9 protein-coding genes are annotated in these 12,047 nt (G+C 44.2%); 5 read left to right on the top strand and 4 right to left on the bottom strand.

The annotated features are described in order from the left end of the window. Window positions 1-10 precede the first annotated feature (10 nt). Window positions 11-979, bottom strand: a complete 969-nt coding sequence (locus AB9H30_RS15075) for an AAA family ATPase (RefSeq protein ID WP_371195525.1) — start codon at window positions 977-979, stop codon at window positions 11-13. A gap of 361 nt (window positions 980-1,340) precedes the next feature. Between AB9H30_RS15075 and fadI the strand changes: the two genes are divergently transcribed. Continuing rightward, a complete protein-coding gene (fadI, locus tag AB9H30_RS15070; RefSeq protein WP_371195524.1) occupies window positions 1,341-2,651 on the top strand; it encodes an acetyl-CoA C-acyltransferase FadI in 1,311 nt (436 codons plus the stop codon). Continuing rightward, window positions 2,651-4,762: a fatty acid oxidation complex subunit alpha FadJ gene (fadJ, locus tag AB9H30_RS15065; protein ID WP_371195523.1), complete on the top strand. Its 2,112-nt coding sequence runs from the start codon at window positions 2,651-2,653 to the stop codon at window positions 4,760-4,762. Before fadI ends, fadJ begins: the two co-directional genes overlap by 1 nt. Window positions 4,763-4,840: 78 nt before the next feature. Here fadJ and AB9H30_RS15060 read toward each other — a convergent pair whose 3' ends face one another. Beyond that, window positions 4,841-7,567: an insulinase family protein gene (locus AB9H30_RS15060; RefSeq protein WP_371195522.1), complete on the bottom strand. Its 2,727-nt coding sequence runs from the start codon at window positions 7,565-7,567 to the stop codon at window positions 4,841-4,843. A gap of 128 nt (window positions 7,568-7,695) precedes the next feature. Here AB9H30_RS15060 and sixA point away from each other — a divergent pair, with 128 nt between their 5' ends. Both sixA and AB9H30_RS15050 read left to right on the top strand, forming a co-directional pair. After that, window positions 7,696-8,196 carry a phosphohistidine phosphatase SixA gene (gene sixA, locus AB9H30_RS15055; RefSeq protein WP_371195521.1) on the top strand — a complete coding sequence of 167 codons (501 nt, stop codon included), beginning with the start codon at window positions 7,696-7,698 and terminating at the stop codon, window positions 8,194-8,196. 19 nt (window positions 8,197-8,215) lie between these two features. Next, window positions 8,216-8,392: a hypothetical protein gene (locus AB9H30_RS15050; protein ID WP_371195520.1), complete on the top strand. Its 177-nt coding sequence runs from the start codon at window positions 8,216-8,218 to the stop codon at window positions 8,390-8,392. Here the strand turns inward: AB9H30_RS15050 and AB9H30_RS15045 are convergent. Both AB9H30_RS15045 and AB9H30_RS15040 read right to left on the bottom strand, forming a co-directional pair. Next, window positions 8,389-9,687: an HlyC/CorC family transporter gene (locus AB9H30_RS15045; protein WP_371195519.1), complete on the bottom strand. Its 1,299-nt coding sequence runs from the start codon at window positions 9,685-9,687 to the stop codon at window positions 8,389-8,391. The genes AB9H30_RS15050 and AB9H30_RS15045 overlap by 4 nt on opposite strands. Before the next feature lie 48 nt (window positions 9,688-9,735). Then, a complete protein-coding gene (locus AB9H30_RS15040) occupies window positions 9,736-10,536 on the bottom strand; it encodes an inner membrane protein YpjD (RefSeq protein ID WP_371195518.1) in 801 nt (266 codons plus the stop codon). A gap of 129 nt (window positions 10,537-10,665) precedes the next feature. On the opposite strand from AB9H30_RS15040, the gene ffh reads away from it, so the two are divergent. Further along, a complete protein-coding gene (gene ffh, locus AB9H30_RS15035) occupies window positions 10,666-12,042 on the top strand; it encodes a signal recognition particle protein (protein WP_371195517.1) in 1,377 nt (458 codons plus the stop codon). Window positions 12,043-12,047 lie beyond the last annotated feature (5 nt).

Raw genomic sequence — 12,047 nt, 5'->3', positions numbered from 1 at the left:
CGCAGCTACTTTATGGAATAGGAACCACTTGGGCAATTTGAGCAATTACTTTATTGCTATCGATGCCTTGGGCCTGGGCCTGATAACTTAATATAAGGCGATGCCTTAACACGTTATACAAGACCGCTTGAACATCTTCTGGAGACACAAAATCGCGTTCATGTAACCAAGCGTGAGCTCTAGCACAGCGCTCAAGCGCGATAGTTGCCCGTGGGCTCGCACCGATTTCAATGTACTCACGGAGCTGCTCTGAGTAGGCCTGTGGCTGACGGGTGGCCATAATTAATTGCACGATGTAATTTTCGATGGCCTCAGACATGTGAATTTCAAGGATTGCTTTGCGGGCAGACTTAATGTCAATTTGCGACAGTTTGTCGACATCTTTTGGCAAGGCATGATTGATTTCGTCGAGGGTTTCTCCGCGGTTAAGCTTCAAAATTTTCAGCTCAGTCTCGGCATTTGGGTAATCAATTTCTACATGCATTAAAAAGCGGTCGAGCTGCGCTTCTGGCAAAGGGTAAGTGCCTTCTTGCTCCAATGGGTTTTGTGTTGCCATGACTAAAAATAATTCAGGCAGAGCATAAGTGGTGCTGCCTACCGTAATTTGTCGTTCTGCCATGGCCTCTAGTAGCGCAGACTGCACCTTTGCTGGGGCGCGATTGATTTCATCGGCTAACACTAGGTTATGAAACAAAGGGCCTTTTTGAAAAATGAACTCGCCGGTTTCAGGTCGATAGATATCGGTGCCGGTGAGGTCGGCGGGTAATAAATCGGGCGTAAATTGCACGCGATGGAAATTTGCTTCAATGCCATCTGAAAGGGCATTTATAGCTCTCGTTTTGGCTAAGCCTGGCGGCCCCTCAACTAAAATATGACCGTCTGCTAAAAGCGCAATTACAATGCTTTGCGTAAGTTCGGTTTGGCCAATTACTTGCGAATTAAGATGAGATAAAAGCTGTTTTATTTGATTTACTGCCATGAAGCAACCCGTTGTTTATTAACTATCTAACTTTCACTTTCGAAAGATATAAGGGCGATGAGTACATAACTCAATGACGCCATGCCTTATTTTCGCATGTTTAACTGCAAGATTCCGACTATCAAAATAGAAAGTGGTTCGCTTGGTCTTCACATTTTTACCAAGAGTTTGCTCATGGTATCCAAAAAAACAGAAGTTTACTGCGTTAGACTGGACTTTTGGGCTATGCTGAGACAATTGCGCGCAGCAGTGTCGATAAATTTGCGTTTGTTGACGCACTTTGACACAATCATGTGGTCAGACCAGAAGAGCTGCTTCGGTGCACAAACATTTGCCCAAGGCTAAACGTTGAGGAAAAACAATGTCCAATATTCAAAATTTGAAAACACACTCCGGTGACAGGATAGCGATTGTCGCCGGTTTGCGTACGCCCTTTGCAAAAATGGCAACCTACTTTCATGGCGTTCCAGCGGTAGATTTAGCCAATATTGTGGTCAATGAATTGATGATCAAAAATGATGTCGATCCTGCTTTAATACAGCAAGTTGTGTTTGGCCAAGTGGTGCAAATGCCAGAAGCGCCAAACATTGCCCGAGAAGTGGTACTAGGCACTGGTATGGGCGTGCATACTGACGCTTATAGTGTGTCAAGAGCCTGCGCTACTAGCTTTCAATCTACCGTTAACGTACTCGAATCAATGATGGTGGGTAATATTGAAGTCGGTATTGCTGGCGGTGCAGATTCTACTTCGGTCTCGCCTATTGGTGTATCAAAAAACCTCGCAAGGGCATTAGTTGACCTGCAGAAAGCCAAGACTATTGGCCAGAAATTCAACATCTTTAAAAAGTTAGGTATGAAAGACCTGTTGCCGGTTCCTCCAGCAGTAGCTGAGTATTCAACGGGTTTGTCGATGGGACAAACCGCAGAGCAAATGGCAAAGTCGCACGGTATTTCGCGAGCTGATCAAGACCTACTTGCTCACAACTCACATTCACGTGCAGCCCAAAACTGGGAAGCGGGCAACCTAGACGGCGAAGTAATGACCGCTTACGCGCCGCCGTTTAAAGGTGCTATTTCTAGAGACAATAATGTACGTTTTGATTCTACGTTAGCAGGATATGCCAAGCTCAGACCTGTATTTGATAAAAAGTATGGCACCGTAACTGCAGCCAATGCGACGCCGCTTACCGATGGTGCATCAGCAGTACTAATGATGACTGAAAGTAAAGCCAAAGCGCTGGGCTATCAACCTATCGGCTATATCAAAAGCTATGCCTTTGCTGCTATTGGTGTACAAGAAGATATGCTCATGGGCCCGTCATACGCAACGCCGATGGCGTTGGACAGAGCAGGGATGTCCCTTGCCGATCTTACTTTAATTGAGATGCACGAAGCCTTTGCCGCGCAGACTCTCGCTAACGTGAAAATGTTTGCCAGTGATAAGTTTGCTAAAGAAAAACTGGGCAGAAAGAAAGCGACTGGCGAAATCGATATGGACAAGTTTAATCAAATGGGCAGTTCGATTGCCTATGGACATCCATTTGCAGCGACCGGTACTCGCATGATTACCCAAATGCTGAATGACCTAAATAGACGAGGCGGTGGAACAGGTTTATTGACCGCTTGTGCAGCCGGTGGACTCGGTGCTGCTATGATCGTGGAGACAGAATAATGAGCGCTTTTACACTAGAAAAACGAGATGACGGTATTGCTATCCTAACAATGGATGTGCCGGGCGATTCGATGAATACCTTAAAAGCTGACTTTGGAGACGAAATTTCAGCTATCTTAGATGACATTGAAAACGACAAAGCAATTAAAGGCGTAGTCGTTGCAAGCGGCAAGAAAGATTCCTTTGTTGCTGGCGCGGATGTGGCAATGTTAGCTGCATGCGGGTCTAGTGAAGATGCTGAAGCCCTGTCTGTGGGTGGTCAAAGAATATTTGATCGCATTGAAGCGATGACAAAGACATTCGTTGCTGCAATTCATGGTCCAGCATTAGGCGGCGGTTTAGAGCTTGCACTGGCTTGTAACTATAGGATTTGTAGTGATAGCGACAAAACTCAGCTCGGCTTACCTGAAGTACAGCTTGGCTTGCTGCCTGGCAGCGGCGGTACTCAGCGTTTACCGATATTGATTGGTGTCCAGCAAGCTATGAAAATGATGCTCACAGGAGCCCCTGTGCGTGCTAAACAGGCATTAAAATATGGCATCGTGGATGACATGGTTCCCCTCTCTATTTTAATGGACGTTGCAATTAAGTTTGCCGCTACGCCGAAAACCAAGCATGAAGCTAAAAAATCTATGACGGATAAAGTCTTAGAAAACACTGGTTTTGGCCGTAAAATAATGTTCAAAAAAGCGCGTGAAGCAACGCTATCAAAGACTAAGGGTAACTATCCTGCACCGATGTACATTATTGATTGTATTGAAGCAGGGCAAGAAAATCTAAGCAAAGGCTATGAGACTGAAGCGCGCTTGTTTGGTAAATTGGTAATGACAAAAGAGTCTAAACAATTGCGAGACATCTTTTTTGCAACCACCGAAATGAAAAAAGAAAACGGTGTAGAGGGTGTCGAGCCTAAACGTGTATCAAAAGCTGGCGTATTAGGCGGAGGCCTTATGGGCGGCGGTATAGCATTTGTCACCGCGACTAAAGCAAGAGTACCTGCCCGCATCAAAGATATCAGCGAAAACGGCATTGCCGGTGCACTTAAGTACAGTTACGACATTCTGAATAAAAAAGTTAAAAAGCGCTTTATGCGTCAAACTGAAATGCAAAAACAGATGTCGTTGATCACAGGTTGCCTAGACTATAGCGGTTATAAGCATGTCGACATTGTCATCGAAGCGGTATTTGAAGATCTTGGGCTTAAGCAAAAAATGGTTGAAGAAATTGAAGGAAATTGCTCGAAAGACACGATTTTTGCATCGAATACGTCCTCCATTCCGATCGCTGAGATTGCAGCGACAGCGAAACGTCCAGAAAATGTTATCGGCCTGCACTACTTCTCTCCGGTTGATAAAATGCCATTAGCTGAAGTCATACCACATGATAAAACCTCCGAGCTTGCCATTTCGACTACGGTTGAATTTGCAAAAAGGCAGGGCAAAACGCCGATAGTAGTAAAAGATGGCGCCGGTTTTTACGTGAATCGGATCTTAGCACCGTATATGAGCGAAGCGGGTTATTTAGCAATGGAAGGGCAACCGGTTGATGCAATTGATAAGGCACTGGTTAAATTTGGGTTTCCCGTTGGCGCATTTAAACTGCTGGATGAAGTTGGTATTGATGTTGGTACTAAGATCACGCCAATATTAAAAGGCCAATTTGGCGAGAGGTTTTCTGCCCCTGATGCTTTCGTAAAACTCTTAGAAAATGACCGCAAAGGTAAGAAAAACCTAAATGGTTTTTACGATTATAAGGGTAAATCTAAGGGTAAAGCAGTAGATGAGTCTGTATATGAGTTATTGGGTATATCACCGGTCACAAAATATACAGATGCCACGGTGGTGGAGCGTTGCGTTCTGTTGATGCTAAATGAAGCGGCACGTTGCCTAGAAGAAGCAGTAATTCGCAGCCCGCGTGACGGTGATATTGGTGCGATATTCGGCATAGGCTTCCCACCGTTCCTAGGTGGACCGTTTAAGTACATGGACGAATTAGGGATGGAGCATTTAGTCGGTAGGTTAGAGCATTATGCGTCGACCTATAGCGATAAATACACGCCGGCTCAAATATTAATCGATATGAAAGAAAAACAAAGTAGCTTTTATAATTAAGCTAAAATTTTAAACTTTAGTTGATAAAAAGCCGGCCTTAGTCGGCTTTTTTGTATCTACAGCCTAATATTGGAAGTTTTAATCAACAGTTGGTCGGTGGCTAAAGGGTTTGAAGCTATTCAGCATTGGCGCATTTATATCGTTGGTCAATAAAACTTGCCCTTCATTAGCTGAAGTGAGTTTCTCTAGCCAGTTTTTGATTTCCTCGCTGCTAATTTGCATTAGGGTTTGTTGTAAAATTTTATAATGGAAAAACGGGTCGTGATGTTCAAAATTTGCCCACAGGCGCCTGGCAACATTCGACACATCTTTATTAAGTGGCTCACACTGTTGTGCTACCCGCAGTTTAATATGCTCGAGTTCTTTCTCGGTGGCAAGCCAGTCATCTAATAGTTCTGAAATTGCTTCGATCATGGCATTGTAGATTGTGTCTGCTGAGGATTTTGATGATTGTAAATATATAGCTAAGCCTGGCTGCGAATTAATCGGCTTATAGCCCACACCTACCATATAGGCTAATTGCTTGTCGTTGCGCAGGCGAAGAAAAACATGCGGTCCCAGAATATGTTCTAAGATAAGGCAAATTGCCGTGGCGCGCTCTTTGATATACAGGACACCTTCTTCAATTTGCCTAACCTGTTGGTACAGCACGATGGCTGTATCGTTCGCCTGTATAACAGGCAGTGACGGTAAACACGGCTTTGGTATTGCGGTTGCGAGTATGGCGGGCTTTTTCCAAAGCGCTTTGGCGGTAAGTCGTGATTGCAACTGCTGATGCATTTTTTGTGCTGCATGCAAGCGCCAATTACCGACTAATAGCGCCTCTACACAGTTTTGTTTAAAGAAGTCTTTTTGATGCGCGTTGAGTTCAGTAAAGTTTAAACGCTCAACTGCTTGGACTTGTTGGGCGATTGAATAGGTGTCTCCTTGGATCAAGGTATTCAAATTAGCAAACATTTGGTTAATCGGTTTTTGCAGCAACCTTGTGCTTAATCGTTTTATGATGGCCTGTTTTACTTGGTTAAACTCATCTTCATTTAAATGAAAAGCGATCATGCAGTTTACAATTTCGATGGCTAAGAGCAATTGCTTTTCACTAAAGCCGGTCGTATGGATGGTCAAACCGTGTTGATGTCCATACACGCGAAAGCTAATTCCGGCATCATCAGCTTGATAAAAACGCTTTTGCAAATAGACGGTAAAGCCCTCAACCCAAACTTTTTTGCTCATAGAGTGTGCCAAGGTATCGCACATTGCCGGGCTGTTAATTGATATAAAACAGTCGCCGTTGGGTTGGTCTTTGCTAATAAGCTGGGCAAACTTTAGCAGTACTCCATGCTTGTCAATTACTTCAATGCTTCCAAGCGGGGTCTCTGGGGTGACTAATACTAGTTGAGAGGGTAAATATGAATTTTGAGGCGCTAGCATAAAGCGTGCAGCATCGTGCTCTTTAACCGTCCCAAAGTCTTTTACAGAATATGGGACGGCATAAAAATCTGATTGCTTATCGCAGGCTGCATTTTCGTCAATGTAATACACGTGATGCGGGCGGGCTTGCATGCTTTTAATGATGGCCAAGATGCGCGTTTTAGCCTGATGATAACTGACTGAAGCCTGCTCAAATTCTGGCCTTTGCCCATGCAATGATTGCGCTACACTAATGCAAGTTTCCACGGGATCTTTTTTATGGGCGTATTGCTCTAACAGGCGGTTTTGTTTTTCAAGTTCGCTAAAGCGCCAGTTTGCTAACTGACTTTGAGCAAGAAAAGCAAGGTATCCCGCAATAATACTCAGGACCATATCTTTATTTTCAAGCCCAGCTGGCGCCAGGGTAAGATGCAATTGCACTTCCTCAAAGTTGGGCTGCTCGATACCACCGGTTAATGCAAGCGCGCGCACTAAACCCTGTTTGCTCAAAGTGTCGAACAGGCCATTTTTATGCTTACTCTCCAATAACTGCCTGACCATGCTCAAGGCCTTATTATCTAAGTTATCCTGTGTCTTCTCAATCAGCCAACACATGACTAACTGACAGTGTGAATGTTGCAGTCGCAAATTCACCCACTTATGGGTCATTTCAGGTAAATACAAGCTCGGTAAAGCGAGTTCATAATTGCTTTCTTTCGCGCTGATAGTTTCGCCTAAACTATCTTTTATACGCAGCAAAACATCATCGTAATTGCCGACTTTAGGTAATTTGATGCATACAGCAATATTCCCACTGTGAAAATACTGCTGGTGATGCTGATGCAGCTGTTGCTGCATTTCTTCTGCGCTGATTTGCACAAAGCATTCCTGATTGCCAACACTAAAGCGATGAAAAGGGTGGGAAGGGTTAGCAATCGCCTTTTTGACAGACAGCAAACCTCGTATTGGGTCTTCAAGCTTTAAGCGATACTCTTCGTCAATTGCGGCAATTTCAGTTTTGATATCTGCGGGTGCAAAGCTAGGGTGAGTGATTTTGTCAATTAACATATCCACTGCTTCTGCAAATCCTTCGTTTGCGCAGCTTAAATGAAAATTTGTGTGACAGGCCTGCGTCCACGCGTTAATGTAACCACTGTGTTTGCTAACATGTTTTTCTAGTGCTTCTGAACTATCGGAATTCTTGCTTCTATGAAAAATCATATGCTCTAAAAGGTGAGAAAACCCGTAGCAGTGATTAGTTTCATGGTAATAACCAACGGCGACTGATATAGAAATAATGGGCGCATTGATGTTGTCACTCCGAATAACTGCTAGTTTCAGTTTATTCGGAAGTGTATCAACCACTAGGTTTTGTTCTGCACTTTTTAGCAAATACACGAGTGTCTCTCGAGGTTATGCATAAATTAGAGCATAACGCGTTGTAAAGTAAGTGTACAAACAGTCGTTAATTTAATTATAAAGAGCTGCTGCAATATGTAATAGCGCCTAAGAGTCTAAATACTTTAATGATATTAATAATAATGCGCCATGGTGAGGCAGTGCCTTACCAAATCAATGATAAATCAAGAGTACTTACCCGCTTTGGTGTAAGTCAAAGCGAAGCGGCAGGTAAGCGACTGGCGAGGTTTCTTGAGAGTCAGGGGCTACCTGCTAGCATAGATCAAGTGCTAGTAAGCCCGTATTTGCGAACCCAGCAAACCTTTGAAGCTGTCAGCGAGAGCATCTCATTTGCCCATAAAACTGACACCGACGCGATTACCCCTATGGGCGAATCATTTGGTGTACATGACATCATCGCCGGCTATGCACATGGGGATGAGCAAGGGCTGGGAGCGGCGCAACAGCTGATGCTAATTAGCCATATGCCTTTAGTCAGTTTACTGGCGGATAAAGTTTGTGCGGGTTTTCATGGAAAAATTTTTGATACTGCCGATATTCTAGTTATCGATTATGATCCCGCCACCAATACGGGGGCGCAACTCGCTTTGTTTCAAAGCATGAACTAAAAGGGGCAAATACAAAACCATGCAAAAACACTCTTTGCCAATTGCCCTTGCTATGGCTTTAAAACAACATGTTTTAGCCTCAGATATATCAGATGATGATGACCTGAAGGACATTGTCAACAAACTCGATGACTTGAACGAAAAAATCGAAGCAGTAAAGGCAAAGGCCTTAGCTAAACGAGCACAAAGACTTTAACTCTTTTCATCATTAGGCTGACTGGCGTCACGGTAATAGTCCGGCTGTATTCTCACGGTTTTAATCATATTCCCGCTAATATCAACAATTTCTACCGGGTAACCTGCCAATCGTAAACTGATATTATTTTCTGGAATTTCTTCCAAGTATTCAACAATCAAGCCATTGAGGGTTTTGGGGCCATCGATAGGAAACTTCCAATCGAGCTCTTTGTTGAGTTCGCGAATATTTACGCTTCCGTCTACTAAGAAGCTTCCGTCAGGCTGCTCAATCGCTTCTTTGTGATAGTCAGGTTGAATACTCGTTGTAAAGTCGCCAATGATTTCTTCGAGTATGTCTTCAAGGGTAACTAGCCCCTGAATATCTCCATACTCATCTACCACTAGGCCAATCCGTTCTTTTTCGGCTTGAAATTTGTACATAAGACTGTGCAGATGGGTAGAGTCTGGCGTGTAGTAAATTTCTCGCACTGCTCTGAGCATAGAGGCCTTGGTAAACTGATCTTTGGACAGCAGACGCAAAGCATCTCTTACATGAATGAAGCCTACAGCATCGTCTATGCTGTCTCTGTAGAGCAGTACTCGGGTATGCTGCGAATGGGTAAGCTTTTTCTGTAATGATTTCCAATCATCGTTAATGTCGAGTGCGAAAATATCACTTCTTGGCACCATGATGTCTTCGGCGGTCACATTTTCTAAATCTAGGATGCTGACTAACATATCTTGGTGTTTTTGCGGGATCATGGCGCCCGCTTCGTGCACTACTGTGCGCAGTTCTTCTCTACTCAAAGAATCACCCGATCCGCCTGCTGGATTGATGCGCATAAGCATCAGCACACCATTAGTGATCGCGTTTACAAACTTTACTACTGGTGTCATTGCATAGAGCATCGGCAATAAAACAAACGAGCTTGGGAATGCAATTTTTTCTGGATACAGCGCAGCAAAGGTTTTAGGCGTGACCTCAGCAAATACTAAAATAATAAGCGTTAATCCCCCGGTTACCACAATTGGGCCGTAGATGGGTCCAAATAAGCGTAGGCAAATCTCTGTCGCTATTACCGTCGCTGCGATATTGACCAAGTTATTGCCGATCAGGATTAGACCAATCAATCTGTCGGGTCGGTCGAGTAACTTTTGCACTCGCAATGCACTTGCAATGCCTTGGTTTGCCAAATGCTTAAGCCGGTAGCGATTAATAGTCATCAAGCCCGTCTCAGAGCTTGAAAAGTATGCAGACATGCAAATAAGCACGCCAAGCGCAATACTGAGCGTACTGGTGTCTATTTGATCCAAGGTTGAATTCCTTTGAAAATGATTTTAAGAGTTTGGTAAGACATGCGCTTAGTAGATTAACCACTCTCTAACTAAGCGGCTACCAAAATAGCCCAAGCCCAATAGAGTAATGCCAATGGCGTTAAACACCACCGCGCTGCGCGCTTTTAAGCCCTTTGATTTATGCAGAATTAAAGCAAGCAGGAATGTTAGTAGTGCCAAACTGCTTAATATTGTTTTGTGCGCATATCCGTCGGCAAACATATTTGGAATGAACACAAATCCCGACAGCAAGGCAATTACTAAAAGCGCAGTGCCTAAGGTCATCAGTTTATACAAAATGCCTTCTACCGACATGAGCGGTGGTAAACCCGAGTGCAGCATCATACGGCTTTTATGCTTTAACTGATATTTAATAAAGGCCAATTGGCAGGCATACAGGGTGCTGATAGCTAACACGCCGAAGGCAACGAGTGAGAGTAAAATATGAATCGCCAGACCGATGCTCATATCTAAGCCGATACCAGTTGTGGCTGGAAACACATAATGCAGCAGCACAAACAGGGCAGAAAAAAAGCAAACAATAGGTAAAAACACCAAATTACGGATATATCTATTCGCTACAAACATCGTAATTGTGATCAGTAGGGCTAACAATGCTGAAACAAAGGTCAGGCTGAGCTGCTCATTTTGATGCCCGCGCGCCGCCAGTACCAGAACAGCAATATGGCAAAAAGCTGCTACCATCAGAGCGACGCTCGCGTATTTTGCGCGATTTGTCTGCCGACCAAAAAACTCTCGTCCAAACATCGTGCCTGCCGCTACGTAGAGCGCAATACTGATGACAGAAAGTAGGGTTGCTATAGTCATTTAAAGACCTTGATGTTCACATTTGACATTTTATTGATATTTAAAAGGATAAAGTTACCGCAAAGATTCCGAATACTCCAAGGTTTATTGTATACTCATTCTATTGTTAGCGAAAAATAATTTACTTTTATGTTTGAGAATTTAACAGAACGATTAGGCCAGACCCTTAAGAATATCAGCGGCAAAGGGCGACTTACCGACGATAATATTTCAGAAACGCTCCGTGAAGTACGTATGGCGCTGCTGGAGGCAGATGTTGCGCTGCCCGTTGTCAAAGATTTCATAGGCAAAGTAAAAGAGCGTGCTTTGGGTGTTGAGGTTGCAAAAAGCCTTAATCCCGGTCAAATGTTCATTAAAATCGTCCAGAGTGAACTCGAACAGGCGATGGGAGATGTCAATCAGGGGCTAAACCTCGCCGCAACGCCGCCTGCCGTAATTATGATGGCTGGTTTGCAGGGCGCGGGTAAAACCACTAGTGTTGGTAAACTGGCTAAGTACCTCAAAGAACGCGAAAAGAAAAAGGTATTGGTAGTGAGTGCGGATGTATATCGGCCCGCCGCCATAAAACAGCTTGAAACCCTTGCGAGCGAAGTGGATGTTGAGTTTTACCCGTCCAATATCATGCAAAAGCCGGTAGATATCGTAAAAGCAGCAATTTCCCACGCAAAAATGAAGTTCATTGACGTATTGCTGGTGGATACCGCCGGGCGTTTAGCGGTTGACGAAGCGATGATGGGTGAGATTAAAGCCCTTCATGCTGCGGTTAAACCGGTTGAGACCTTGTTTGTGGTAGATGCCATGACCGGGCAAGATGCAGCCAATACCGCTAAAGCGTTCAACGAAGCGTTGCCGCTAACAGGTGTAATTCTTACTAAAGCCGATGGTGATGCTAGAGGTGGTGCTGCGCTGTCGGTTAAGCATATTACCGGTAAACCGATTAAATTTTTGGGTATGGGTGAAAAACTCGATGCTATCGAGCCTTTCCATCCGCAGCGAATTGCTTCGCGGATTTTGGGAATGGGCGATGTACTTAGCCTAATTGAGGACGTTGAACGAAAGGTCGATCGCAAAAAGGCTGAACAACTTGCTCGTAAAGTGCAAAAAGGTAAAGGCTTTGATCTCCAAGATTTTAAAGAGCAGTTAGAACAAATGCGCAACATGGGTGGCATGATGTCACTGATGGATAAAATGCCGGGCATGGGCAATATGTCAGCGAAAATAAAAGACCAGGCCAATGACAAGCAGTTTGTGCAGATGGAAGCCATTATAAACTCAATGACTGCCGGTGAGCGTGAGCGTCCTGAAGTAATCAAAGGTTCTCGCAAAAGACGTATAGCAGCAGGCTCAGGTACACAAATTCAAGATGTAAACCGCATGCTCAAACAATTTATGCAAATGCAAAAAATGATGAAAAAAATGGGCGGCGGCGGCATGAAAAAAATGATGCGCGGCATGGGCGGTATGATGCCGCCGGGCGGAATGGGCGGTGGGTTTCCACCGCGTTAATTAGG

The organism is Glaciecola sp. SC05 (assembly GCF_041380235.1).
Taxonomy (GTDB): domain Bacteria; phylum Pseudomonadota; class Gammaproteobacteria; order Enterobacterales; family Alteromonadaceae; genus Glaciecola.
Note: the sequence above shows the minus strand (reverse complement) of the source record. Positions and strands in the feature narration are given on the sequence as shown.

Coding starts and splice junctions, on each gene's coding strand:
- AB9H30_RS15075 (WP_371195525.1), bottom strand. CDS start 979: ATGGCAGTAAATCAAATAAAACAGCTTTTATCTCATCTTAATTCGCAA.
- sixA (WP_371195521.1), top strand. CDS start 7,696: ATGATATTAATAATAATGCGCCATGGTGAGGCAGTGCCTTACCAAATC.
- fadJ (WP_371195523.1), top strand. CDS start 2,651: ATGAGCGCTTTTACACTAGAAAAACGAGATGACGGTATTGCTATCCTA.
- ffh (WP_371195517.1), top strand. CDS start 10,666: ATGTTTGAGAATTTAACAGAACGATTAGGCCAGACCCTTAAGAATATC.
- fadI (WP_371195524.1), top strand. CDS start 1,341: ATGTCCAATATTCAAAATTTGAAAACACACTCCGGTGACAGGATAGCG.
- AB9H30_RS15050 (WP_371195520.1), top strand. CDS start 8,216: ATGCAAAAACACTCTTTGCCAATTGCCCTTGCTATGGCTTTAAAACAA.
- AB9H30_RS15040 (WP_371195518.1), bottom strand. CDS start 10,536: ATGACTATAGCAACCCTACTTTCTGTCATCAGTATTGCGCTCTACGTA.